At 43.8% G+C, this 25,617-nt stretch carries 27 protein-coding genes and 1 riboswitch; of the genes, 12 read left to right on the top strand and 15 right to left on the bottom strand.

The features are described 5' to 3' along the window. Nucleotides 1-31: 31 nt before the first annotated feature. Entirely contained in the window at nucleotides 32-235 is a 204-nt protein-coding gene (thiS, locus tag AC1DFM_RS15135) for a sulfur carrier protein ThiS (RefSeq protein ID WP_291919657.1), read from the bottom strand. A 52-nt stretch (nucleotides 236-287) separates the two neighbouring features. Then, nucleotides 288-394, bottom strand: a riboswitch (TPP riboswitch). A 129-nt stretch (nucleotides 395-523) separates the two neighbouring features. Here thiS and AC1DFM_RS15130 point away from each other — a divergent pair. Further along, on the top strand, nucleotides 524-1,000 hold the full coding sequence (locus AC1DFM_RS15130) for a lipocalin-like domain-containing protein (protein ID WP_477077569.1): 477 nt from the start codon (nucleotides 524-526) through the stop codon (nucleotides 998-1,000). A 1-nt stretch (nucleotide 1,001) separates the two neighbouring features. Here AC1DFM_RS15130 and AC1DFM_RS15125 read toward each other — a convergent pair whose 3' ends face one another. From AC1DFM_RS15125 to dnaN, 3 genes are all read right to left on the bottom strand, one after another. Further along, nucleotides 1,002-1,256: a hypothetical protein gene (locus AC1DFM_RS15125; RefSeq protein ID WP_477077568.1), complete on the bottom strand. Its 255-nt coding sequence runs from the start codon at nucleotides 1,254-1,256 to the stop codon at nucleotides 1,002-1,004. Nucleotides 1,257-1,301: 45 nt separating this feature from the next. Beyond that, nucleotides 1,302-2,141 carry a sterol desaturase family protein gene (locus AC1DFM_RS15120; protein ID WP_477077567.1) on the bottom strand — a complete coding sequence of 280 codons (840 nt, stop codon included), beginning with the start codon at nucleotides 2,139-2,141 and terminating at the stop codon, nucleotides 1,302-1,304. A gap of 428 nt (nucleotides 2,142-2,569) precedes the next feature. After that, nucleotides 2,570-3,688: a DNA polymerase III subunit beta gene (gene dnaN / locus AC1DFM_RS15115; RefSeq protein ID WP_477077566.1), complete on the bottom strand. Its 1,119-nt coding sequence runs from the start codon at nucleotides 3,686-3,688 to the stop codon at nucleotides 2,570-2,572. A 383-nt stretch (nucleotides 3,689-4,071) separates the two neighbouring features. Here dnaN and AC1DFM_RS15110 point away from each other — a divergent pair, with 383 nt between their 5' ends. From AC1DFM_RS15110 to AC1DFM_RS15080, 7 genes are all read left to right on the top strand, one after another. After that, on the top strand, nucleotides 4,072-5,331 hold the full coding sequence (locus AC1DFM_RS15110; protein ID WP_477077565.1) for a pyridoxal phosphate-dependent aminotransferase: 1,260 nt from the start codon (nucleotides 4,072-4,074) through the stop codon (nucleotides 5,329-5,331). A 251-nt stretch (nucleotides 5,332-5,582) separates the two neighbouring features. Continuing rightward, a complete protein-coding gene (locus tag AC1DFM_RS15105) occupies nucleotides 5,583-6,188 on the top strand; it encodes a TetR/AcrR family transcriptional regulator (RefSeq protein WP_477077564.1) in 606 nt (201 codons plus the stop codon). Nucleotides 6,189-6,199: 11 nt separating this feature from the next. After that, nucleotides 6,200-6,814: a TetR/AcrR family transcriptional regulator gene (locus tag AC1DFM_RS15100; protein ID WP_477077563.1), complete on the top strand. Its 615-nt coding sequence runs from the start codon at nucleotides 6,200-6,202 to the stop codon at nucleotides 6,812-6,814. A 25-nt stretch (nucleotides 6,815-6,839) separates the two neighbouring features. After that, the gene (locus AC1DFM_RS15095) at nucleotides 6,840-8,198 is read left to right on the top strand and encodes a TolC family protein (RefSeq protein WP_477077562.1); all 1,359 of its coding nucleotides are present in this window, start codon (nucleotides 6,840-6,842) and stop codon (nucleotides 8,196-8,198) included. 35 nt (nucleotides 8,199-8,233) lie between these two features. Then, nucleotides 8,234-9,304 (top strand): efflux RND transporter periplasmic adaptor subunit, encoded by a 1,071-nt coding sequence (locus tag AC1DFM_RS15090; protein WP_477077561.1) that lies wholly within the window; start codon nucleotides 8,234-8,236, stop codon nucleotides 9,302-9,304. A gap of 40 nt (nucleotides 9,305-9,344) precedes the next feature. Further along, entirely contained in the window at nucleotides 9,345-12,527 is a 3,183-nt protein-coding gene (locus AC1DFM_RS15085) for an efflux RND transporter permease subunit (protein ID WP_477077560.1), read from the top strand. A gap of 159 nt (nucleotides 12,528-12,686) precedes the next feature. Beyond that, nucleotides 12,687-13,562: an SMP-30/gluconolactonase/LRE family protein gene (locus AC1DFM_RS15080; protein WP_477077559.1), complete on the top strand. Its 876-nt coding sequence runs from the start codon at nucleotides 12,687-12,689 to the stop codon at nucleotides 13,560-13,562. Between the two features lie 43 nt (nucleotides 13,563-13,605). Here AC1DFM_RS15080 and AC1DFM_RS15075 read toward each other — a convergent pair whose 3' ends face one another. From AC1DFM_RS15075 to AC1DFM_RS15060, 4 genes are all read right to left on the bottom strand, one after another. Beyond that, complete coding sequence (locus AC1DFM_RS15075) at nucleotides 13,606-14,862, bottom strand: hypothetical protein (RefSeq protein ID WP_477077558.1); 1,257 nt, start codon at nucleotides 14,860-14,862, stop codon at nucleotides 13,606-13,608. A gap of 21 nt (nucleotides 14,863-14,883) precedes the next feature. After that, nucleotides 14,884-16,470 (bottom strand): class I SAM-dependent methyltransferase, encoded by a 1,587-nt coding sequence (locus AC1DFM_RS15070; protein ID WP_477077557.1) that lies wholly within the window; start codon nucleotides 16,468-16,470, stop codon nucleotides 14,884-14,886. Nucleotides 16,471-16,600: 130 nt separating this feature from the next. Beyond that, nucleotides 16,601-18,016: a nicotinate phosphoribosyltransferase gene (locus AC1DFM_RS15065; protein WP_477077556.1), complete on the bottom strand. Its 1,416-nt coding sequence runs from the start codon at nucleotides 18,014-18,016 to the stop codon at nucleotides 16,601-16,603. An 11-nt stretch (nucleotides 18,017-18,027) separates the two neighbouring features. Then, nucleotides 18,028-18,939 (bottom strand): NUDIX domain-containing protein, encoded by a 912-nt coding sequence (locus AC1DFM_RS15060; RefSeq protein ID WP_477077555.1) that lies wholly within the window; start codon nucleotides 18,937-18,939, stop codon nucleotides 18,028-18,030. 223 nt (nucleotides 18,940-19,162) lie between these two features. Between AC1DFM_RS15060 and AC1DFM_RS15055 the strand changes: the two genes are divergently transcribed. Next, the gene (locus AC1DFM_RS15055; protein ID WP_477077554.1) at nucleotides 19,163-19,336 is read left to right on the top strand and encodes a hypothetical protein; all 174 of its coding nucleotides are present in this window, start codon (nucleotides 19,163-19,165) and stop codon (nucleotides 19,334-19,336) included. A gap of 16 nt (nucleotides 19,337-19,352) precedes the next feature. After that, nucleotides 19,353-19,934, top strand: a complete 582-nt coding sequence (locus tag AC1DFM_RS15050) for a GNAT family N-acetyltransferase (RefSeq protein WP_477077553.1) — start codon at nucleotides 19,353-19,355, stop codon at nucleotides 19,932-19,934. Here the strand turns inward: AC1DFM_RS15050 and AC1DFM_RS15045 are convergent. Further along, a complete protein-coding gene (locus tag AC1DFM_RS15045; RefSeq protein WP_477077552.1) occupies nucleotides 19,920-20,180 on the bottom strand; it encodes a hypothetical protein in 261 nt (86 codons plus the stop codon). The two genes, AC1DFM_RS15050 and AC1DFM_RS15045, sit on opposite strands and share 15 nt — an antisense overlap. Nucleotides 20,181-20,253: 73 nt before the next feature. After that, the gene (locus AC1DFM_RS15040) at nucleotides 20,254-20,511 is read right to left on the bottom strand and encodes a hypothetical protein (protein WP_477077551.1); all 258 of its coding nucleotides are present in this window, start codon (nucleotides 20,509-20,511) and stop codon (nucleotides 20,254-20,256) included. Between the two features lie 43 nt (nucleotides 20,512-20,554). Between AC1DFM_RS15040 and AC1DFM_RS15035 the strand changes: the two genes are divergently transcribed. After that, nucleotides 20,555-20,848: a helix-turn-helix domain-containing protein gene (locus AC1DFM_RS15035; RefSeq protein WP_477077550.1), complete on the top strand. Its 294-nt coding sequence runs from the start codon at nucleotides 20,555-20,557 to the stop codon at nucleotides 20,846-20,848. A gap of 8 nt (nucleotides 20,849-20,856) precedes the next feature. On the opposite strand, the gene AC1DFM_RS15030 is transcribed toward AC1DFM_RS15035, so the two are convergent. The 5 genes from AC1DFM_RS15030 to AC1DFM_RS15010 all read right to left on the bottom strand — a co-directional run bounded on the left by AC1DFM_RS15030 (nucleotide 20,857) and on the right by AC1DFM_RS15010 (nucleotide 24,291). Further along, nucleotides 20,857-21,372 carry a hypothetical protein gene (locus AC1DFM_RS15030; protein WP_477077549.1) on the bottom strand — a complete coding sequence of 172 codons (516 nt, stop codon included), beginning with the start codon at nucleotides 21,370-21,372 and terminating at the stop codon, nucleotides 20,857-20,859. A gap of 24 nt (nucleotides 21,373-21,396) precedes the next feature. After that, complete coding sequence (locus AC1DFM_RS15025) at nucleotides 21,397-22,083, bottom strand: NUDIX hydrolase (RefSeq protein ID WP_477077548.1); 687 nt, start codon at nucleotides 22,081-22,083, stop codon at nucleotides 21,397-21,399. 15 nt (nucleotides 22,084-22,098) lie between these two features. Further along, entirely contained in the window at nucleotides 22,099-22,503 is a 405-nt protein-coding gene (locus AC1DFM_RS15020; RefSeq protein ID WP_477077547.1) for a hypothetical protein, read from the bottom strand. A 12-nt stretch (nucleotides 22,504-22,515) separates the two neighbouring features. Beyond that, nucleotides 22,516-22,911: a nuclear transport factor 2 family protein gene (locus tag AC1DFM_RS15015; RefSeq protein WP_477077546.1), complete on the bottom strand. Its 396-nt coding sequence runs from the start codon at nucleotides 22,909-22,911 to the stop codon at nucleotides 22,516-22,518. 96 nt (nucleotides 22,912-23,007) lie between these two features. Then, on the bottom strand, nucleotides 23,008-24,291 hold the full coding sequence (locus tag AC1DFM_RS15010) for a M28 family peptidase (RefSeq protein ID WP_477077545.1): 1,284 nt from the start codon (nucleotides 24,289-24,291) through the stop codon (nucleotides 23,008-23,010). 201 nt (nucleotides 24,292-24,492) lie between these two features. Between AC1DFM_RS15010 and gcvT the strand changes: the two genes are divergently transcribed. Further along, a complete protein-coding gene (gcvT, locus tag AC1DFM_RS15005; protein ID WP_477077544.1) occupies nucleotides 24,493-25,581 on the top strand; it encodes a glycine cleavage system aminomethyltransferase GcvT in 1,089 nt (362 codons plus the stop codon). Nucleotides 25,582-25,617 lie beyond the last annotated feature (36 nt).

Genomic DNA, 25,617 nt, shown 5'->3' with positions numbered 1-25,617 from the left:
AAAGGGTATACGAAATTTAAATCAAGGGGGACTAACCGCCTTGTGTGGCCCGGATAATAGTAATATTATCTGCAGCCGATAGCGATTGGTTTTCCCAATGGATTTTGGGTATAACCTGGTTATTGACGGCTACTGCGATGCCTTTTTGAGCAGAGAGTTGAATAAACTGTAAGAGTGCAGCAATGGTTGTTCCTGGCTGCACCGCATAAAGTTTATTGTTTACATGCACTTCCATGATGAATTGGAATTAAAGTGAAACAATAAACTTTAAGGATGTGGAAGATGAGAAAGGTTCAGTTACTTTTCCCTACGGCAGTACGAACTGCTTCAGGTACTGAGGGTATCATCTCAGTTTATCCGCCTGTGTGGTGGATAAACACCCCTAAAGTGTAGACGTAAAAGTAAGGCAATTTTTTAGAAATTACGAATTACAAATTACGAATTACGGATTTGTAGGAAGCCCATTCGCTATTATCTTCTTACAAATCCGTAATTCGTAATTTGTAATTCGTAATTTTAAATCATGGTAAGATTCAATTTAGTGTGTTTATTGATATTGGCCGTTGCGTGTAATGGAGGGAAACATAAGGAAGAGAATAAGGAGGAGTTGTATGATGATAGCAGCCTGGTTAGTATCGCAGACAGCAGTAATGCCGGCATTACTGACAGCATCGCTGCTGTTGCGGATACGCTGCATGTGGATGCAGCTAAGCTCATAGGGATGTGGATTCAGCCTGTAGCAGGCCTGGATAAGGAAATGCAGGGTTTTCAACTAAGAAAGAACGGAACTGCCAGATCCATTAACATGTATACGCTGGTATACGAGAAATGGAGGTTGACACACGACACCTTGTTACTATGGAATCATTCCGAAGGTGTAAAAGACACGTCCACTATTGTGGATACGACTATTATTAAGGAACTGTCAGATACTTCGCTGGTATTATTTCCTGTAAAGGCCGCTGAGGGCTATGTGGAAAAATACCATAAACGAAACTAAATCAGTTATACAGCTGCCATAATCCTACCAGGCAAGCTACTACTGCCATGAATATGCCGGCAGCGGCGAGTTGCATATCGTCGATATTTTTTCTTCCGATAAATAAAGAGATAAGGCCTAATACGATTGCTACAGAACCAGCAGTAACGGCATAGTTAGGCGTTTTGGTGGTGAAGGCAAAGGCGGCCGACAATACACCAATGATAAGCGCTGATATACAGGCCGTTTTAGTCAGAGTTGTTGAGTGTTGTTGCATATGTATTCGAGTTTTTAAAAAACAGGTGAAGGAATAAAAATTTGCTTATAGGTTGTTATGTTGACTACTCACTTTTTCTTCTACCACTCCGGTAGCTTCCCAGGGCACTTTTAGCAGGGGACCTATTTCCTGATAACGTGGGTCCTGGTATTCATCTAATCCATAGCGAATAGAGAGGGTATCCCGCACTTTCACGAAGGTGCCGAACATACGGTCCCACATAGAGAATATATTGGCATAATTGGCATCTGTTTGCGGTTGGTAATGGCTGTGGTGCACCTTGTGCATGTCAGGCGAAACAATGATCCAGCTGACGGTATCATCCAGCCATTGCGGCAGGTGGATATTGGCATGACTGAACTGTGAAAACACGACCGACAGGCTTTGATAAAGCATAACCATCCAGAAAGGAACGCCCAGAACAAGGATCGACGCAAAGAGCGCGATGATCCGGAACAGGCTTTCTACCGGGTGGTGCCGGAGCGCGGTGGTAGCATCTATCTCGGTATCTATATGATGTATTTTATGGAATTGCCACATCCACGCGGTTTTGTGTTGTACCCAGTGGATGAGCCATGCGGCAAGGAAATCCAGCAGCATTATTGCCAATAAGGTATGTAACCACAGAGGAAGATGGGCCAGGTACAGGATGCCAAACCTGTTGGCGCTGGTCCATTGGGTAGCTTTTACGATCAGAAACGCCAGCCCGGTGTTTACGATGACGGTCGTCAGGGTAAAGAACAGGTTGGTACCCGCGTGTTTATAGCGACTACCACCAAAGCGGAACCTTGGAAGCATACCTTCCAGGACCCATAATAACAGGAGTCCTCCCACTAAAATGGCTGTACGGTATACAGACGGAATATGTTCAAAAAAGCTTACCATAAAAGGTAATTATATATAGTTGTACTAATGCTGCGCTTAATTGGTTTTTCGTGACCAGGCCAACAAAATCTCTACGGAGGATACGGGGAAGTGATATAATTATATAATACACAGCAAACATATATGCGTTACTGTTATTATCTCTGCGTTACTGTCCTGAACCTGGTGGGTGACTTTTCCCCCTGATTCCGGTGAAAAATTACAACTATTTAGGGAATAATAAAAGGCTCTTTTGAGCCATGGGCAAAGAAAATAGCAAGCTCCTGGGGAGTATCGTATTATATATTACTTTAAAGCTAAAAGCATAAAGCCGAAAGCAAAAAGCTATTAAAGCGAATGACCTAAGCGTATGAGTAATGTAAAATACTCGCTTAGGTCATTCGCTTTAATAGCTTTTTGCTTTCGGCTTTATGCTTTTAGCTCAATATTTAGTTATTCAGCATCAGCGGCATTACCAGCATCAGCAGATCTTCGTTTTCTTCTTTTTCGGAAGGGCGGAGGATACCTGCTTTGGTGGCAGTGGCGAGGTCGATAGAAATTTCATCGCCTTCTGCTGCATTCAGCATTTCAATGAGGAATTTCGCATTAAAAGCAATTTGCATATCATCGCCGGTGTACTGGCAGTTCATGCGTTCGTTACCTTCAAAGGAGAAGTCCACATCCTGGGCAGAGAGTTGTAATTCGCTGCCGGTGATGCTGAGGGCTACCTGGTTGGTGCTCTTATTAGCGAACACGCCTACACGTTTTAAAGCGTTCTGGAAGTCGCTTTTTACTACGGTGAGGCGGTAAGGATTATCTTTTGGTATTACTACCTTATAGTCAGGGAAACGGGCATCAATGAGGCGGCAGATCATCTGGGCGCCTTCGTGCTGCACGAAGAAGTGGTTCTGGCTATAAGCGATTTTAATTGGTGTTTCGTTATCCGGGAGGGCAGATTTCAGCAGGTTCAGCGGCTTTTTAGGTACGATGAAGCTGTCGGCCTGCGGACAATTAACGTCTGTTCTCACATATTTCACCAGGCGATGTGCGTCGGTGGCTACGAAAGTAAGGCTGTCGGGAGCGATTTCGAAGAATACGCCAGTCATAGCAGGGCGCAGGTCATCATTGCTCACCGCAAACAGGGTTTTATTAATAGCGGTTACCAGGCCTGTGGCAGACATAGTAAAAGACGTGGTATCGTCAGCAGCAGGTTCTTTCGGGAAGTTCTCCGGATTTTCGCCCATTACCTTGTATTTACCATTGTCTGAAGTAATTTCTACCGCGTAGGAATTAAGGTCAATGTGGAAAGTAAGAGGCTGGTCAGGCAGATTTTTGAGAGAATCCATCAGGATTTTTGCCGGGATACAGATACGACCKCTTTCCTTGGCTTCCACCTCCAGCTTCACCCGCATAACAGTTTCCAGGTCAGTAGCAACTACAGTCAGTTCGTTTTTGTCAATCAGGAATAGGAAATCCTCCAGTATAGGCAATACTGTGTTGGAATTGATAACCCCGCTGATCTGTTGTAATTGTTTTAATAAAGTAGAGGAAGAAACAATAAATTTCATGAGTTATATAAGTTTGCTTATCGTTTTTTGTTCTTGGGTAACCATTAAGGCAAGTGGCCTGATTCACATGTTACCTTGCATAAAAGGTCAAATGTACTGTAAACAAAGATAGAAAGTTTTGTCATTCTCCCTAATTTCATCACATCTTATACACTAAGATAACGCGGTTTTACACAACGTTTTGTGAGGGTTCAAACATTTGTTTTTAATATAATACTAGACAGAAAGATAGAAAAAAGGGTTTTGTTTAGATGAGATGCAATATCTTGTCTTGATTATTGAAGAATGTGAAAAGAATTCCCCAATTCTTTTAAATTATCTTCAAATCGGTTACTTTTGCCGCGCTAAAAAAAATTATTCCAAACCAACAAAAAAAGCAGGTTATGAAACTGTCTCATTTAGCCGAAACACTGATTGGATCCGAAATCATTAAGTTAGCAGCTGAAATAAAGGAGAAACAGGCCAAGGGTGAGAAGATTTACAATTTCACCATAGGCGATTTTGACCCGAAGGTATTTCCCATCCCGGTTGAATTTGAACAGGAAATCATAACAGCCTATAAGGAGCACCTTACTAACTATCCTCCTGCTGATGGTATCGCGGAGTTAAGACAGGCAGTAGGTGATTTTATAGCTGAACGTGAAGGTCTCTCCTACGATCCAGCTAAGGAAATCGTGATTTCCTGTGGTGGTCGTCCTATCATTTATGCTACTTTCAGAACTATTCTGGACCGTGGTGAAAAAGTAGTATACGCTACTCCTTCCTGGAACAATAACCACTACACCCACTTCCTGGAAGCGGAACACGTAGTGCTGGAAACCAAAGCAGAAAACTTCTTCATGCCTACAGCGGCTGAACTGAAGCCACTGCTGAAAGGTGCTAGCCTCCTGGCGCTTTGCTCTCCGCAAAACCCTACTGGTACTGCCTTTGGTAAACAACAACTGGAAGAAATCTGCGACCTCGTTATCGCAGAAAATAAAAGCAGGGGTGCCGACGAAAAGCCACTTTACGTGCTGTTCGACCAGATGTACTGGGTACTCACCTTTGGTGAAACACACCACTACAACCCGGTTTCTCTCCGTCCTGAAATGAAAGACTACACCATTTTCATTGATGGTATGAGTAAAGCCTTCGCTGCTACCGGCGTAAGAGTTGGTTGGGCGTTAGGACCCGCACACGTAATCGGTAAAATGAAATCTATTCTCTCTCACGTAGGTGCCTGGAGCCCGATGGCAGAACAAAAAGCTGCTGCCCGCTACCTGGTACAGAAAGAGAATGTAAATACTTACCTGAAACACTTTAAAGGTGAAATCGAAGAAAGACTGGTAAAAATCTACCAGGGCTTCGATAAACTGAAGAACGCTGGCCACCAGGTAGAAGCTATCGCTCCGCAGGCGGCTATTTACCTGACCGTTAAGTTTGACCTGGTAGGTAAGAAAACTGCTGAAGGCACTGTTCTCGCTGATCAGGCTGCTGTTACTTCTTACATCCTGAATGAAGCGAAACTGGCGCTGGTGCCGTTCTACGCATTCGGATCTACTAAAAACTCTCCATGGTACCGCCTCAGCGTTGGTACTTGTGTGAAAGAAGAGATCCCGGCAATGTTCGAAAAACTGCAGGCTGCACTGGAAAAGTTGAGCTAGATATAAAGAGCTGAAAGCATAAAGCAAAAAGCTATTAAAGCGATTGATAAGAGCGGATAAGTAATTAGAATACTCGCTCTTATCAATCGCTTTAATAGCTTTTTGCTTTACGCTTTATGCTTTCAACTCCTTTTTCTTCCTTTTGACTTTTTTCGTCGAAAAGTTAAAAACCTGTTAAATGGTCAACTTTTATTACTATTTCCAAAAAACTTCCTAATTTTGACCTTGAAACTAAAAAAGTCAAAAAGTTAATGCAGACAGAAGCTAAAGATGAAATGCGGGATAAAATCCTGGACGCGGCTCTGAAGCGTTTTACTCACTATGGCGCTTCAAAAACGACGATGAATGAAATAGCAGATGATCTTCACTGCTCCAAAGCATCGCTGTATTATTATTTCCCGGACAAAAAAGCCCTGCATACAGCCGTACTACAAAAAATTGCGGAAGCCTACTTCCAGACAATGGAAAAAGAAGCTGCAAATTTGAAGTCGGCTGCGCAGGCATTATATAATATCATCGATCTGCGAAAAGAATTTATCACGAAATTCTGTCGCCTCGAATTATTCCAAATCATACAAGACAACTCCTCCTTTTTTATAGCGGAGAAAAAGAAAGCCAAACAAAGAGAATTTAATATCCATACAGACATCATAAAAGCCGGCATTGCCTCCGGGGAATTTAGTGTAACAGATCCTGCGCTGACAGCCGAATTATTGGTACAAGCTACTATGGGCCTGCGCTTTTCTGTACCCGACCATATCCGCGAAGACATGGACCTGGACGATGAGATGATGGATAATATCATRGAGAAACAAAAACAACTGCTGGAGATCTTCATTAAAGGAATAAAAGCATAATAACGGAAATCATGGTGGTGAGAGAACGGATACTGGAAACGGCACTGAAAATGTTCAGAACCTATGGAGTGAAAGGTGTGACGATGTTCGACATTGCACGTGATTGTGGTATCTCGAAGAAAACAGTATATGAGCATTTTGTAGACAAACAGGCGTTGATAGATGAAGGGATGCAGCAGTTGTTAACTAATCATATTAATTATTTTACCGCATCACTGCAAACCACAGCTGATGCTATCGAAGAAATGGTGCGTAACATGAAATATGTTACCAGCATAGCCAAAACCCTTAACCCGGTGATGTTGTATGAAATCCAGAAGTACCATCCGGACACCTGGAAGAGTATTGAGAGTTTTAAGGGAGATACGATACTGTGTAATATCAAAGGCAATCTAAAACGAGGCACGACGGAAGGCCTATATCGTCAAAACCTCCATATTGATATTGTAGCACGTATGCGCCAGCTACAGCTGGAAGCCGCATTTGATCCGATACAATACCCCGCAGATCAATTTGACCTGCACGCGGTAATGGAACAGGTAACCGCCCATTTTATACTGGGCATTGCCACCATCAAAGGACATAAGCTGGCTAACCAGTACCTGCATATAAACGAAGACGAATAAACGACTACGCTAACTGATTTAATTTATGAAGCGATTAAAGTTAACGCTTGTCCTCCTGTTGGGGATAGGGGTGTATAATGGCTATGCCCAAACACAGCTGACCTTACAGGAAGCGCTGAAGTTTGCATTGAACAACAACAAACAATTGGCCCGGACTAAAATGGACGAGGAAATGGGTAAATTCAAAACCCAGGAAGTCCGCTCCCAGGCCTTGCCTCAGCTGAATGGTAACGCATCTTATACAGATAACCTGATGCTGCAGAAATCACTCATTCCCGGTAAGGTATTGGGTAAACCCCCAGATAGCTCTATCCTCGTGGCTTTTGGTGTAAAGTACAATGCCACCGTAGGCGCAGAGCTGAGTCAGCAAATCTTTAATCAGGCCGTATTTACCGGTTTGAAAGCAGCGAAAGCCGGAGAAGAGTATTATAAAATACAAACCGTACAATCCGAAGAAAACGTGATTTATGGCGTATCTCAGCTATATTATCAACTGATGGTAACACAGGAGAAAATTGTGACCATCAACAGTAATATTGAGAAATTGACTCAACTGGTAAGCGCTACCAAATCACAATTTGATAATGGGTTGGCTAAGAAGATAGACCTCGATCGTATCAAGGTTAATCTGACCAACTACCTGACGCAACGCACACAGCTGCTGAATCAGTATGCTATGCAAACCAATAACCTGAAAAAGGTAATGGGTATGCCATTGCAATCTTCCTTCCTGATGCCTGCGGCATCATTGAAAGAAATTGAAACCACAGCTGCCGGCGTATTGCAATACGATGATATGAATATCGCCAACAGAACGGAATATAAATTATTGAAGAAACAGGAAGAACTGCAACTGTTCCAGAAAAAAGCTTATCTGGCGGAGTATTACCCTTCTCTGTCATTATTTGGAAGATATTCTTACAACGGGATGAGCCAGCAATTCGCTTTCTCCAAAGATCCTTCTAACTCTACCAGCTGGTTTGGTGCTGCCGCCATCGGCTTGTCGCTCAAAATACCCATCTTCGATGGTTTTGGCCGCCGCTCTAAAGTAAACCAGCAAAACGTTACCCTGCGTCAATTGAGCAAGCAAATAGAAGATACTGAACAAACGCTCAGCACAGATTACGAAAATGCCAAGCTGATGGTGCGTAGCAACTTATCTACCATCACCACACAAAAGGAAAACGTGGACCTCGCCAACGAAGTATATTATTCTACCCAGAATAACTACAAACTCGGTTTGGCTGGTTTAACGGATCTGCTCAACGCAGAAACCTCCCTGGCTGATGCGCAAAACAGCTACAACGAAGCACTGCTGCAATATAAACTGGCAGAGCTGGACATTATAAAGAGCAAAGGATCTTTAAGAGATCTCCTAAACTAAACGTATAAACGAAAACAACGATAAACTATTTGCAGATGAAAAAGTTTATAATCTGGGGTGTAGTGACAATAGGTGCAGTGGTACTGATCATGTGGAAACTCAATGCTAACAAAAAAGCAAATGAGGCCAAAACAGAATTCGTAAAACAAAGCAATATCGGCGATATCCCGGTGCTGGTGCAGAAAGTGACCCGCAACGATTTTTCAAATGGCTTCTTAGCCAACGGGAACTTTGCACCGGTGCGTGAACTGGCGTACCTGGCAGAAACTGCCGGTCGTATTACCAAATTACTGGTAGACGAAGGTAGTGTGGTAAGACAGGGCCAGCCCATCGCTTATGTGGATGCACAAATTGTAAACACCGACCTCGAATCTGCAAAAGCTAACCTCAACCAGCTGAAAGTAGATAAAGAAAGATACGAAAGCGCCTTCCAAACCGGTGGCGTTACGCAAAAACAAATGGATGATGCACGCCTGCAATACGACGTGGCCAAAACCCGCTACGAGGCCGCCAGCCGTCGTGTTAGCGATACTTATGTGAAAGCACCTATCTCCGGTATCATCAATAAAAAATATATTGAACTGGGCGCTTACCTTTCTGTAGGTAATAAAATGTTTGATATCGTGGATGTATCCCGCCTGAAACTGGCGGTATCTGTGCCGGAAGGACAGGTAGTAACCCTGAAGAAAGGCCAGAAAGTAGAAGTTACCAGCAACGTTTTCCCGGAAACTAAATATGAAGGTACCATCACTTTCATTGCAGCCAAAGGCGATAACTCCCTGAACTACCCGGTAGAAATGGAAGTGAATAACGTAGCCGGAAAAGACCTGAAAGCAGGCATGTATGGCACCGCACACTTCGTAGATCCAAATGCAGATAAAACTATTTTCATTGCCCGCACGGCCTTCATTGGCGGTGTAAACAGCAACGAAATATATATCATGGAAGGCAATGTGGCAAAGAAACGTAAGGTAGTAGCCGGCCGCATTATCGGCGACCAGGTAGAAATACGGGAAGGCCTGAACGAAGGAGATACTGTAATCACCAGCGGTCAGATTAACCTGACAGAAGGCGCTACAGTGGCCGTACAAAACGCTGCGAAGTAAGTAAGGAAATGTATCTGGTGTTTGACCAAATTTTTGCAACATGAAGATTACTGAAGTATCGATTAAGCGACCTACCATTGTGGTGGTGGTATTTACCATCCTCACCCTGCTGGGCGTGATGAGTTATAAATCGCTGAACTACGAGCTGTTGCCAAAGTTCAGCTCCCCTATCGTTACCATTGCTACCATTTACCCGGGAGCTTCTCCTAATGAGGTGGAAAGCAGTGTAACCAAAAAGATTGAAGACGCGATCGCGTCCATGGAAAAGATTAAGAAAATCACTTCTAAATCTTCTGAAAGTCTTTCCGTTATTACCGTTGAGCTGAACAACGATGCCAATGTGGATATCGCGTTACAGGATGCACAACGTAAGGTGAATGCTATCCTGGCCGATTTGCCAGGTGATGCGAAGCCACCTTCCCTCAACAAGTTTTCATTGGATGACTTGCCCATCATGACGCTGTCTGCCACCGCTAAAATGGACGACAAACAGTTTTATGATCTGGTGGATAAAAAACTGCAACCTTTATTATCCCGTTTGCCGGGTGTGGCGCAGGTGTCGCTGATTGGTGGCCAGGAACGCGAAATACAGGTGAATGTGGACCCTAAGAAACTGCAGGCATTTAATTTATCTATTCTGCAGCTGCGTCAGCTGATCACCAATGCCAACCTGGACTTCCCTACCGGTAAAGTAAAAACCGCTAATGAACAGATCCTGATCCGCTTGGCTGGTAAATATAAAAATGTAGATCAGCTCCGCAACCTGGTGTTGAAAACAACTGAGAATGGCACCCAGGTGCGTCTTATAGATGTTGCAGATGTACAGGATGCCCAGAAAGACGCGGATCGTATTGCCCGTGTAGACGGAGTGAGTTCCATTGCGCTGCAGGTGCAGAAGCAAACGGATGCCAATGCGGTAACGGTGAGTGAGGAAATGAAGAAAACGATTACTCAAATAGAGAAGGACTATGCTGCTAATAATCTGAAGATACTTGTAGCAAATGATTCTTCTGACTTTACACTGGAATCTGCGGACTCCGTAATACATGACCTGATCTTGGCGGTAGCGCTGGTAGCAGTAGTAATGCTGTTATTTTTACACAGTGTACGTAGTGCTATCTTCGTAATGATCTCTATTCCAGCCTCCCTGATTGCTACTTTTATTGGCATGAAGCTGATGGGATTCTCGCTCAACTTGATGTCTCTGTTGGGTTTATCGTTGGTGGTAGGTATCCTGGTGGATGATGCCATTGTGGTACTCGAGAATATTTATCGTCATATGGAGATGGGTAAGAATCGTGTGCGTGCCGCGTTTGATGGTGTAAAAGAAATAGGGTTTACCGTTACTTCCATTACCCTGGTAATTGTGGTGGTGTTTCTCCCTATATCTTTAACCAATGAGCTGGTATCAAAAATCCTGCGTGAGTTCTGCGTGGTGGTAATGATATCTACGATGTTGAGTTTACTCTCCTCTTTCATGATTGTGCCGTTGTTATCTTCCCGTTTTGGTAAATTGGAACATATCACGGGTAAAAACTGGTTTGAGAAATTTATCCTCTGGTTTGAAGCACAGTTGTCAAAGTTCACCAACTGGATGACAGCTATCCTGCGTTGGGCACTGGCACATAAGGCTATTACCCTGATAGTGGCAATAGGCTTGTTATTCGCCTCGTTCATGTTGTTAGGTAAAGGATATATTGGTGGTGAGTTTATTCCGAAGGGTGACCGCGGACAGTTCATCGTGATGCTGGAAATGCCAAAGGATGCGTCTGTAGATCAAACCAACCTGGCTACCCGAACAGCTGAAAAATATCTTAATAAAAAACCGGAAATCACCCGCTTGATCACTACCGTTGGTCAAACCAGTGAAGATGGCTTTGGTAATTCACAGTCTACCGCTTACAAATCAGAGATCACCGTAATGCTGGTAGATCAGGAGAAGCGCGCGGATGCATCAGATATTTATGCGGCAAAGATTAAGAAAGAGTTGAAGAATATCTTACCTGGGGTTAAAGTAAAAACCACGGCAGTAAGTATTATGGGCACCGCAGAGCGCGCGCCGGTAGAGCTGATTGTAATGGGTACAGAACTCGATAGTGTAATGAACTATGCTAAAAGAGCGATGGATACCCTTAAAACTATCAGTGGTGCTACGGAAGTAAAACTGTCTGTAGAAGATGGTAATCCGGAAATCAACGTGCAGGTAGATCGTGATAAGATGGCCGCATTGGGGCTTACCCTGGATGCGGTAGGAGGAACTATGCAAACTGCATTCAGTGGTACTGCTGATGATTCCAAAGTGAAATTTCGTCAGGGGGATTATGAATATGATATCAACATTCGTTTCGATGATTTCAGCAGAAAAAATCTGGGCGATGTATCTAATATACAGTTCATCAATGATAAAGGCCAGCTGATTAAACTGTCGCAGTTTGCTGCAGTAACAGAGGGTTCTGGTCCGAGTCATCTGGAGAGAAGGGATAAAAATACGTCTGTATCTGTGCAGGCGCAGGTAATGGGACGTCCTTCCGGTACCGTAACACAGGAGTTTACAGAAAAGCTGGCTAAGATGGGTAAACCAACGGGTATCAGTTACCTGTTTGGCGGAGATGCAGAGAACCAGGGGGATTCCTTTGGTACGTTAGGGGCGGCGTTGCTGATCTCTATTGTACTGGTGTACCTGATCATGGTGGCGCTGTATGATAACTACATTTATCCATTTGTGGTATTGTTCTCCATCCCATTGGCAATTATTGGTGCACTGCTGGCATTGGCGCTGACTAACAATACGCTGAATATCTTTACCATATTGGGTATTATCATGTTGATTGGCCTGGTGGCGAAGAATGCGATCATCCTGGTGGACTTTACCAACCAGATGAAAGAAGAGGGCCAGAGCACCTATCAGGCGCTGATACATGCCAACAACGCCCGTTTGCGGCCTATCCTGATGACCACTATCGCCATGGTGATTGGGATGTTACCAATTGCATTAGCAACAGGCGGGGTGGGCGCCATCAAAAATGGTTTGGCCTGGGCCATCATCGGTGGTTTGATCAGCTCTATGTTCCTGACACTCATTGTGGTACCAGTGGTATACATGGTGGTAGATAAGGTGATGGCGAAGTTTGGAATTGGCAAGCTGTCGACCAAACGTTATATCAGACAGCGTATGGTGGCTTCTTACGAAGAGGTTCCTTTAAATGAAATTCATGTGAATTAAAGATATGTTACTAACAGTGTAACAGTTGTAGGTTTAGGTAATAGCCGGGGTATTCATACTCCGGCTTTCTTTTTTCTTTGATATTAACAAGTAATTCTTTCGTTTTCACATGGTGTAGTTTATTGGCGCAGACTATTTTTGTGACCATAAATCTTCCGTATGAAAAAGTATATCCCCTTTTTATCTTTATTGATTTCCCCCTTTATGGTACAGGCGCAGAAAACTATTGCAGGCCTGGCAAAGCCGGAAAGTGTAATCGCCTATAAAGGCGGCTATTTTGTTTCTGAAATTGGCTCAAAGCTGGAACCCCTGGGAAAAGACGGAGATGGTGCTATCTCCTATATTAATAGTGCAGGCAAACTGGAAACGAAGAAATATTTTGATGATGTTTTGAATGCTCCCAAAGGATTGGAGATCATTGGCGATGTAATATATGTAGCAGATATCGATCATTTGAAAGGTTACAATATTAATACCCGTAAGAAGGTATTTGATTTGAACCTGGAAGGGAAAGCATTGCTGCTGAATGATTTGACGAAAGTGGATGACAGCACCCTGGTGATCACCGACTCTTTTAAAAATAATGTGTTACTGGTAAATACGGTTACTGCTTCCTGGACGGTATTAAAGGGCGAAGTAGTAGTACCCAATGGGGTGGTATATAATGCTGCTACAGATGTTGTATATGTATGCAGCATGGGCGCCAATTTTGATGGCACCGGCAAATTATATGCAAAGAAGTTACACGACGAAAATGCCGTTTTTGAGGAATTGAAAAATTCGCCTGTAGGCCTTTTTGATGGTATTGTTCAGGTAGATGACCACCGTTTGCTGGTATCTGATTGGATTACTATTAAAGACCCGACGAAAGGTAATTTATACGTGTATGACGTAAAGAATAATCAGTATACAAAACAGGAAGTTAAGCGTTCTCCTGCTGATATTGCATTGGATACAAAGAAGAAAGAATTGCTGATTCCGCAATTACTGGACGATAGACTGGAAATAGTTTCATTGAAGAATTTAGGGTTGTAAGCTAAGAATAAGCGGAAGTCGGCTCCAGTGGAGCCGCTTCAACTTATTTGACAGTTATTTTTTGTTGATGTAGGAGTTTACCTGCGTTATTAAACAGGTAAACCAAATATTCTTTTTTAGGCAACAATAGGTGCATATAAGTATTACCGGGATAATAACTATATACCGGAACCAGTTTGTTAATATTACCCGCCTTTTTGTATTCCGTTACATCATAGATCAGTAATAGTGAGCTGTCAGGCGGCGTAATGTTGTAATTTTTCAGATTCACGGATTGTGAATTAGCCACAGTAAGTACTTCGGGATAATGCACCTGTAAATTGTATAGCAAAGGATGAGCGTTTACAGGTGTATTATTTTTTAGCAGGATATAAGGTTGTGTGTTGTCAATGTCGGTATACGTCACCAGATTGGCAGCATCTACATCAATGCAGTAAGGATCTATACCGGACATGCGATTGAAATAAATGGCCATTGGAATAAAGTCCGGTTTCGTGGAGTGCTTAATGATGTGACTATGGCCGGCGAGGACGACTAGTTTGCCGGTATCGTTAATAGTTTTTAATTGTTGCAGGAGATTGGCTGCCTGTGTAGAGTCCCGTTGGTTCCAGGTAGATGAGAAAGCAGTAGTATCCTCATATGTAATCAGTTTAAACTGGTTATCCAGTGCAGTTCTCAGCAGGTTGCCATAGTTAGGCTCGCAGGTGTAAAAGCCGCAAGTGGTAGTAGGATAAGTGATCTGATTGACTTCCAGTGCTTCCATGGCTAATTGTGTATATCCCAGTTTTTTAAGCGCAGGTAATAAACTGGCCAGGAAAGCTCTGGTGCGTACATCTACATGTGATTCATTAAAGAATATTGTTTTTTGTTGGGCCGCTTGCTGTAGAATATAGTCGTAGGCGTTAGTAGTGCTATATTGGCTGCTGTCTTTTAGTAAAACAGTTTTTACCACCTGACGCATGGCTGTGTACTCCATTGCTTTCCGCTGATTGCCAACAAAGGTGTAATAAGTGGCCTGCGCTTGCAACAGCATATCTTTTTGATTTACTGTTAATTTTTTCGAAAGATAATTTTCCAGTGAGTTAATCTGTTTTACCGCAGCTACGTATAAATTGGCAGTATCCATTGGCACCAGTGAGAAGAAATTGAAGTCTGGCGGCAGCTGTTGATCATCCGTGGTAAGGACGGTATTTTTCGGATCTGTAGGGGCCACCTGGGCATATAGCCTAAATGGGTACAAACAAATCAGCAGCATAGCTGTCGATATATAAACACTACGTTGCAGAATAAGGGATATCATAATGATGTTTTTTTTTCAACATTATTTTCTCGCCAGCAGCAGCATATGTGATACAGGAAAAGGAATGGGCAAGGGTACATCATTTTTGCACGGGCGCATCAGTTGTACCTTTCCTTCCAACCTGTTTTTCACAATCCATTCATTTCTCCAGGTGTTAGAAAGATGATCTAGTCTAAGTCCGGCTTCTTCCAGCGCGGCTTTCCAGTCGCTATAATTCCAGAAGCAAAATGTTTCGTGCATTTCACTCAACCAGTTATCGTGGTAATCTTTTTTGAAAAGGAATTCGCAGGCATTTTGCATGGATAGCTGTGCATAGGTTTTGCCGGCAATGGTTACCCATTCGTACGGCAGCTGGAATCCTTCATGGTGACGGAAGTCTTTGGCGAATTGCTTGAATATCGCCATGGTAGATAGTTTGCCCAGCCAGGCTGCTAATTCATGTGTGTTGGCGTTTTCAGGCACGGGGAGATTATTTTCTCCGTCAGCGTCGTTGAGCCACAGTAAAATGATTTCGTCTTTATTTTCTGGCCCTACTACATCTCTGTTAATCCACACACCACCTGGTATTAATTCATTATAACGGTTACGTATAAACGCTAATAAATCTTCTCTGCTGCCATACGATTCAATTTCATGCGTGAGTGATGACGTATGAATGGTATTCATGCTACCGGCTTCAAATACCAGGCTGGTAACGGCATTTTTCTGTGAGAAGAAAACGGATGGGTTGGCAAATTCTCCGTTATGTTTTCTTTGCAGGCAGATGTCGTATAGATGCCGGGATACTTCGATGCCGAAGAAGTCGCACTCATGGAGGCGATCGTCTTCACTGGCTATCTTGATCCAGGAGCCGGCGGCGCAGCCGATATCACCAATTTTTCCAGGTTGGATGTAGGGAGCGGTTTCGCGGTATTTCTGCGCGGCGATGTCGTCCATTTGTTTTACGTATACGGCGTAGTCGCGGGTGGCTGTGAGGTCGCCATCGGCACCGATGATGGGATCTTTCAGGATTTGCTGCACCTTCTCTCCCACTCCATATAGCGACCAGATTTTAAATGAAGCCGGGTGCATTTGATCCAGGATGGTTTTATCCTTTCGCCAGTCGTTGGATTGTGCCACCAGTTTTACGATGTCCCAGGGCATGGGCTGCGTGAGCTGTTGACTGGCAGGGTCCCACTCTGCCGGCAATACCGTGTATCCTTTGCGGAGATACATTTCTTTCACGGCAGTAGAGCAGATTACAAGGGTGTTTTCCGGCTTGAGCGAGTGTACACCTTCGCTGGAATGTCGTATGGTTTTGATGGTATAATCGGTGAAATCGTTGATCACGCCTACGTCGTCGATGCCGTACACAAAGGCCGGTACATCCAGGGAGTTAGAAAATTCCTGGATGGCCATGGCGCGGAGATAGAATGGTACTGGGTTTCGTTTGGTACCCAGGTGATTAGCCGAGGTAACGGCGAAAATAATTCCGTCTATTTCCTGCGTGGGTAACGGATGACCATATACGTCATTTTCGCCTGTGAGTTTGCATTTGATGAGGCGATTGAGATATTTGAACTGAAAGTCCGTTAACAGATGATGGCGGCCGGGTATGAGTAAATACATGCTATAAAGATAGTGAATCAGGTGAATTGTTGCAGCAGGGAGGCGTTAAAGAAAAGAGAAATAAAACAGCCGTTTCTGTGATGAAACGGCTGCTATTGAGGTAAACGTGTTGGAGGAAATAAGGATATTTTTATAAAGCGGCGGTGCGGCGTACTTCATCGAAAGTATACTGCCTGATTACTTCGCCGTTTTCGAATACGGTTTGTAACAGATCGTCTCCTGCTGTTGCTTCTGAAGCAGCAATAGTTTTAAAGGAGTTATTATCGCGGACCAGGCTGAGTTTGCCGGCTTTTGATTTTTTGAAAGAAGTACGGAGTTGCCCGGTGGCGTCCAATTCTACGGGCATTTTCTGCACGTTTACCGGTTCGCCATTTACTACGGCATAAGCGCATTTAAGGGCAAATTCCTGTGTGTCGCGGTTAACGCGTTGGAGTAAGGCGCCGCCCATACCCAGTACCAGGTTCTCAGCGCTGATGCCGGCCTGTTTGAGGGCTTCGAAGATGCCTGGGATAGAGGAATAGCTGATGCCATCGCCTTGTATCACCCTTACCTGTGGTGGTAATACTTTGAAGCCTTTTTCATTGGTGGTGAAGCCAAACTTATTCATCAGAATATCGAATATTTTCAGCAGGGTTTGTACAGGATCGCCGCTGTCGGGACGGATAACGAGGGTGCCATCTCTCTTTAATATCTGTTCTTTTAACGCAGTACCCCAGTATTCTTCACAGGCCCGGAAAATGTTGTACGAGTCGGATACACAGGCGATGGTACCGGTGGGATACGTATCCAGTATGTGTTTGAATATTTCCAGTTCTCCGGCTTCGCCCAAGAGGGTTACCACGGAGTGTTCCGTAGCGGGGATAGACAGTCCTGGTGCGGTAGTAGCATTATAATATCTTTTAGCGAATACAGATCCGGGAATGGTGTCGCTGCCTGCGAAGTTCACCAGGTGGGCGCTGCCGCCTATACCGGCGCTTTCTACGGAGCTGGCGCCGCGAAAACCGAAGTCGTTGAGCACAAAGTCGATGCCTGCGAAAGCTGCTGCGCTGGCGGTTTCTTCATAATATTTCTTTACTATTTTCTTAATTTCTCTGGATACAGAAGCTACTGTGCAAGGGTACCAAACCTGCATGAGCAGGGTTTCGAGGAAGTTGGTGAGCCAGAAGCATTCAGGGTCTGTATTTTCGATGGTCATCAGTACATTTCGTACAGGCACTACCGTACCTTCCGGTACAGCTTTAATGCGGACGGGGAGTTTACCGCCGTGTTTAGCGATGATGTATTCAAAGCGACTGCGGTCGAATACATCTGAGCGGCCAAAAACTTCTGTGAGCAGGGCTTCTGCTTCATCCAGTTTTGCTGTGGTGAATACTTCTCCGGCTAAATATTGTTTCAGGAAATATTGGAGGCCGTAGAAAACGGTTTCGTCAAATTTGCCGCCGCGGCTTTCGAGGTAGGAGTAAATGTATTGGGTGCCTGGGATATATAATTTGTGGTGAGAGTATTTGTAAGCATCGGCCAGGAGGAGAAGGTTCTCGGTTGTCATAACTCAATATTTTAGTCTTGGTAAGAATATTTTTGGATCAGTTTGGCGAGTAAAGGGAGATGTGTATCTACAATTTCTCCGTGGGCAATTAAATTCGGTATATCCTTTACCGTTACCCATTTTACTTCGGCCAGATCGTCGCCGGCAGCGGGCGTACCGGCTACCAGGTTAGTACTGAACAGGGTGGTAATAATTTTGTTCACTTCGGTGCGATATCGCCAGTCGTCCACCCGCATGGAGGCGACGTATTCCATAGCGCCTATTGACAGTGGGCCACATTCTTCCTGTAACTCTCTGGCAGCGGCCATCTCGAAATCATCGTCTGTTGGGTCGGAAAAACCGCCAGGCAATCTCCATGCGTTTTCGTTAGGCTTGCGACCTAACAGCAGTTCCTGTTTATTGTTGCGGAACAAGGCAATATCTACAGTAGCATATACGGATGGAAACAGGTTATAGGTGTTGTATATGATACCGGCCCGAAACTCTTCTGTGTCAAAAACCTTATCGGATAAGGCTTCCCGCATGGCGGTAGCGTTATAATCTTTTACCGGAGGCAGTGCTTCGGTGGTATACTTACCGGTGTAGGTATCCATGAAGCTATCGCGGCTGCCGTACAACAAAAAGCTTTCGTGTGGGAAGTTGTTGTGCAGCAATTCATCCAGTTTCCGGGACCATACCGCATCGCTTTTCTGATCGCTTAGCGGTAATACGATGATTTCGGGAAACTGTTGTTTGATCATGCGCTCGCGGGTGTAATAGTCGAGCGGATTTTTGCGGCTGCCTCGTACGGGGCTCACGCCTAGTATGATCAATACGCGGTTGTGCTTTTGTTTCACCTGCCGGATGAGGGACATATGGCCTTCATGAAGGGACGGTGTTTGGAAGCGGGCGATAATAACTCCTGTGGGCTTTGTATTTTGCATATCCGAGCTATTTTGTGTCATTGTTACACAAATGTATGGAGCGAAATTGAAACGACAAAATATTTATTGTAAAAAATACACAAAAGATAATTTGAAGCAAAAAATGAGAATATATTATTGATTTATGTGAAAATACAGCCAGAAATTTTTGTCGTTTAGGAAAATTCTTATCTTTGAGCTTGTTAACCTATAATTATTCACGATAAGTTTAAAACCATATCAAATGGCAAAACCAATCACACCAAGACCAATTGCACCAACACCAACATTAACGGGAAAAGATGCCAAAAGATTTCTTGCAGCGCTGGAAGCCAATAAGCATAAGAAAATTAGCCAGGAGGAGTTAGACGCTATAGAAGAAAATGCCCAAAAGCTTTGGGCGATCCTTAAAAAGTGAATAATATTTAACCCCAATGGATTTTACTGGATTAACCCTAACTAAAATAGACGCTCAGTCTATTATTAAGCCTTTTGACTGCGGTGATATCGATTTAAATGAATTTCTGGTATCCAAAGCAGTTCACTACAAAAAGGAATTATTAGCAGTAACCTATTTACTGGAGAACGAGAACAGAACCATTGCTTTCTTTAGCGTTTTCAATGATCGCGTGCGGATAAGTGAGGATGATTTTGCATCTAAAAATGCCTTCAAAAAATTTTTAAAAGGATTTGTCAGTCATCCGAAAAGGCATTTGAGAGATTATCCTGCTTTGAAAATTGGACGCTTAGGAGTATGCAATCAAATTCAAAAAGGAGGTATTGGCAAAGCAATTATTGACTTTATTATAAACCTGGCTGTTAAGCAGAATAATTATTGTGCTTGTAAACTGCTCATAGTAGACGCTTATGTGCAGTCGCTGGGTTTTTATGAAAGAAAAGGTTTTCAGTATCTGGCCGATAAGAACAACAGTATGAATACAAGGGAAATGTATCTTGATCTTACGCCTTATTATTTAGACAAGGCATCAATTCCTGTAATTCTACACGCGAATTGATATTGAATTAATAGGTAATTGAATGAGTGAAGCAAGATCGCTATCTGTTGATGATAATCTTGTTAAGGCTGCTTTTTGTGCAATTTGTTCTAACCTTTTTAGAGCAATAGCGGCCTTTTCAGAGGGAATGATAATGCCTTCAAGTCTGAAAGAAGCTATCATAGAAGCCACTATTTTTTCTCTTAATGATTTATCATTTTGAACAATTCGCTTGTTTTTTGATATTCCTTTTCTTGTGTTTCGCATAGCAGGAGGTTAGATGTGATAATGAGACTGACTAAAGAATGTTTTTACGTTATTTTTTAGTCAGCCTCATTCATTAAAGCAAATCTTTCAACTCCGCCTGGACTTCCCAGGCCAGGTCCTTTATTTTCTCCATTTCAGCTGTGCTGAATATGCGGGTAAGCTTGCCCGTAGTGCTATCTATTTTTTGTATCTCCCGCATTTTGCGATAGAAGGTAGATTCACTCCAGCCGCATTCTTCGCATACTTTCTCACGAAATTTTATACCACTGCTATTGAAGCCTTCAAAGAGACTGCGCAGAGAGTTAGTTTGTTTTTCTCGGATTGCTTGCATGATGTAGGATTAAGGTTTAACAAAGAAGGTTGGCTACAAAGGTATGAAATTATTTTCAAACAACATCTTTTTGGAGGTTGAATTTATTATTATTTTGATTGAATTTCATTCAATGGGAAGAAAACGGGATGAAAAAGATTTAAAGAAATTAGGAGCAAAAATCCGAGAACTGAAAGAAGCCAAAGGGCTTACTGATATTGCTTTTGCCGAGCTTGCGGAAATCAGTAATGCTCAGGTTTGGAGATTACTGGATGGGCAACGTGATCCAGCCTATTCCACATTAAAGGCAATTGCTAAAGCATTGGATGTACACCCGGGCGTTTTCTTTGATGTATAACCTGAAATTTACTTCGGCATCGCGTAATCACTAAGGTAGGCAGATAGCGCAGTCGCAAACGGCCTGGTAGGCTCTCGCATTAAATCCGATCCACAAATTTCGCGGATCACATAATAAGGATATCCGAAAGAAATATAGAGTGCTATATCATGATCAACCACCCCGGGATTGGGTTGAGTGGTCCGAAGAAAAGTGCTGTCGTTCATTAAATCCAGCTTCCATTTATCGAGTTTAACGTCTTCAAATGTTTGCATTTTTTTGCTGGGTAAGTCATAGCTGAAGGCTTTATTATGGCCATTCAGTTCTCCGACGAACATTAAATTAGCTCCTGCAAATCCTCTTACGCCAATAACCATCAATTTTTTGTACTTCTTAAGCAAAATTTTTGATATGCTATCCGCATCTGAAAGGTACTTTTCAATACTATAATGGGCACGATTACATTTGCATTCAATAGTTTGTTGAGCCGTTACCAGTGTTATCTGGCAAAGACATAAAACCAGGAGAGCGAAAAATTTAATCATGATTGGTATAGGTAAATGGATTAATTATATCTCAAACGTCATCCCCTCTTTCTTCAACTTAAAATACCTCGCCTCATCAAAGCTGAACAAATTCGCGGGTCTCCCCTGTGATACCTGTTTCTGTTTTTCATTATGCGCAATCAATATCCCGAGGTGATTAATTTTCTTCTGAAAATTCCTTCGGTCGATAGGCCGGTCCAGTAAGGTTTCGTAGAGCTTTTCCAGATCTGCGATGGGGAATTTCTGGGCGAGTAGTTCAAAGCCGATAGGTTCGTAGCGGATTTTGTTCCGCAGGCGTTGTACGGCTACATCAATAATGGCGGCGTGATCAAAGGCCAGTGTGGGGAGGTCTTTGATGTTGAACCATTTGGCGTCTTCGGCATCGGAGCTGGCGGCCAGCTGGAAGTTGGTGGGATTTACCAGACCGAAATAGGCAACAGAAACGATTCTGCCGCGGGGATCGCGACCGGGTAAGCCGAATGTATACAGCTGTTCCAGGTAGTTGATGTTAACGCCGGCTTCGGTGAGTAGTTCCCTGGTAACGGCTTCTTCGAGGGATTCTTCATCCAGCACAAAACCGCCGGGGAGTGCCCAGCTGTGCAGGAAGGGTTGTATGGTACGCTTGATGAGCAGCACCACGATGCCTTCTTTGGGAATATATCCAAATACCACCGCGTCTACGGTGAGTTTGATGTTTTGTTTGATCGGCAAGATTATCTGGTTATTTTACTTAATGTAATGATCTAACTGCGTAGAGTCCTTGTGTAAATTTACGAACAAAGGATTTTTCTGCGGATCAAAAACGATAATAGTGCTTTGTTCCCATATATCCTGCGGGGTAGGCAGTTCTATGATCACTTCCTGGCCATTGGCGCGGTGGAATAGGAGACTGTCTTTCCCGGCCATATGTCTTTTAAAGTCGTGGCGATCCAGGTAATCGGTGAGTTGTTTTCTCAGTTGCAGTACTGAATCATTTAGCGGGCTGGACGCGGGTTTGAATTCGCGATACACATAGGATTTCTCGCTGATCACATCGTAGGCGGATTTGTCGGTGGTTTGCCCGTCATTACGGGTAGGGTTACACGCAAATAATCCGATGGCGATGGTGAGGAGTGATAATATTTTATTCATGCGTTCAAAACTTTAATGTTCATAGCAATCATAGTTGCGTTGGCGGTAAATTTTGCCATCGCGGAATTCTATGATGGTGCAAATAAATGCTTTCATAATCTGACCCCGGCGAAATTGTCCGGCGTCTACGCCTATTTCTCCGGTCCATTTGGCTTCTACCACGAGGGTATTGCCGGATTCCACTACTTTCAGCACGCTGAAGTGTTGTTTTTTTAGAATTATTTTATTGGTGGCCATGCTTTCCAGCATGATCTCAAAATTGCGTTGTTTGATTTCATTCGAGAGCTGATTTGGATATTCAGTCTGAATAATATTCGGATGAAAAACCCTGGCAAACTCAACGGGATCTGTGGAGAAGCTCTCCAGCAGCTGGAAATACCGGTATATAAGCGCCAGTTTCTCTTCCATTTAAAGGGATAAATTGAATTTTTTTGAATGACGTAATTATGCGAAAATATACATTTCGCACCTATATGTAACTTTCAAATTTTGAGTGGATCAGAATCAGAGGATACTGCTGAATGCGAGTTTATCTTTATCGTTTGTTTTATCGATGATATTGTACACCAGTTTCAGCACGTTCAGGGTGCCTTCATAATTGATTTTGCTATCGCTGGTGGCGGTGCTGGTAGAGAAATACAGCACAGGTATATTTTTCTGATAGAAAGATGCATGATCTGAGTTGTTGATGCCGGTGGAATCATATACCAGTGGCAGATCTTTGCTGGCGGCTTGTTGCAGGATAGCTGCCCATCCGGGAGAGGTACTGGCTCCGCCTATTTGTAAGGGAGTGCCGGGATTGAGCTGGCCAATACCGTCCATATTAATCATGTAGTTTACCTGAGAAAGATTGACGGTGCTATGGGATGCAAAATATTTAGAACCAAATAATCCCTGTTCTTTACCGGAAAAGGCGATGATTACATAATTGTTGTTATGAAGACGGGAGCCATTCAGTATCCGGGCTATTTCCAGCAGGGCTGCGGTGCCGCTGGCGTTATCTTCCACTTTGGTCGTGGTTTCCCATCCTGGGTAGTCATAATGTGCACCGATCACGATGGTTCTGGGAGCCTTGTTGTTAATATAGCCGATCACGTTGGTGCCGCTACGCTTGATGGCTTTAAACGTCACTTGCAGGTTTACCTGGAAGCTACCGGCATCTTCCGCACTGAGTTTTTTGCTGATATCGCTGCTCACCCAAACGGCTGGGATGCCGGTGGCGGCGGGGTGCTGCTCCAACCATTTGGTCACTTCTGCAACAGATTCTTTCCCATTATAAAATATAACACCGGTGGCGCCAGACTTCTCCGCAATCTTTGTTTGCTCAAGATACTGTTGCAGCATGGTTTTATGGCTGTCGGTATCTATTTCCGTTACGTTAATAAACCAGATATTGTCCGGTTCATTCACGCCGGGCATGGCTTCTCCTTTGGCGGTTTTCTCGGCGCTAAAGGGCAGTGGGAGAAATTGTTTCCCAGCAGGGAGTTTATCTTCATTGAGCGTCATATGGCAGGTGGCTGCCGGTTCGCGGGTTTCTTTTACGGTAAAAGTTTGCAGGAAGCCATCATCTCCCATKGGGGTTAATCCAATTTGCTGGAGTTGCGATGCAATATAGGTGGCTGCCAGTTGTTCGCCGGGAGCCCCGGTGCTGCGGCCGTCCAGCTTGTCGCTGCTCAGGTAGTTAATGTGCAATTGTAGGTTACCTATGGTTTTTCGGTCCTCTCTTTTCTGTGCGTGCACGTATATGGTTACAACCACCAGTGGTAACAGCCAGGTTATCTTTTTCACAGCAATCTGTTTGGGTGTTGCGGCAAAATTACGAATTACAGCCGGGCTATAACGCAATCGACAGCAATTCTTTTGACGATTGTATTGTATTTCAACTAATTATAATATAATCGTTTCGTCTTAAAATAGTCATTCGCCGGAAACCGTTGACCGTTGGTAAATTCCAAATCGCTATTTTTGCCCCGTTTTAAAAACAAAGTAATGAAAAACACGCCGTTTACTGAGAAACACATTGCGCTGGGCGCCAAGATGGCTGCCTTTGCGGGTTACAACATGCCTATTTCCTACACTGGTATTAACGATGAGCACCAGGCGGTGCGTACAAACGCCGGCGTATTCGATGTAAGCCACATGGGTGAATTTATTTTGAAAGGTGAACATGCGCTGGACCTGATCCAACGCGTAACCAGCAACGACGCTTCCAAACTCACTGCCGGAAAGGCGCAGTACAGCTGCCTGCCTAACAACGAAGGCGGTATCGTAGATGACCTGCTGGTATATTGCATTGAAGAAAATAAAGTATATATGCTGGTAGTTAATGCCAGCAACATTGAAAAAGACTGGAACTGGATCAGTCAATTCAATACCAACAACGTGGAAATGCACGACATTTCCGACAAAACCTGTCTGCTGGCCATCCAGGGACCTAATGCCACCAGCATTCTGCAACCACTCACGGAAGTAGACCTGGTGAACATGAAGTACTACACCTTTGCCAAAGGCGAATTTGCAGGTGTGCCTAACGTGGTAATCAGCGCTACCGGCTATACCGGCGCAGGTGGTATCGAAATCTATTTTGAAGATGTTGACGGTGCGGCTAACAAAATCTGGGATGCTATCTTCGCAGCTGGTGGTCCTAAAGGCCTGAAGCCTATTGGCTTAGGCGCACGTGATACCCTCCGCCTGGAAATGGGTTTCTGCCTGTATGGTAACGATATCGATGATACTACTTCCCCAATGGAAGCAGGTTTAGGCTGGATCACCAAATTCACTAAACCATTTACTTCCAGCGAAATATTCGCAAAACAGAAAGCAGAAGGTGTTACCAAGAAGCTGGTAGGTTTTGAAATGGTGGATAAAGGTATTCCTCGTCACGACTACGAAATTAAAGATGCTGCAGGTAATGTAATTGGCCGTGTAACTTCTGGAACTCAGTCTCCTTCTATGCAGAAGGCTATCGGTCTCGGCTATGTGAATACTGCCTTTGCAGCACAGGATACAGAAATATTTATTGCCGTTAGGGACAAGGCCCTGAAAGCAAAAGTGGTAAAAGTGCCTTTCCTGAGCTAGGAATAGTATGAATAGCCGGTTAAAGTTGTTAATTTC

It is taken from the genome of Chitinophaga sp. 05T412 (assembly GCF_056396465.1).
The sequence above is the reverse complement of the archived record's forward strand: the minus strand, read 5'-3'. Positions and strand labels throughout refer to the sequence as shown.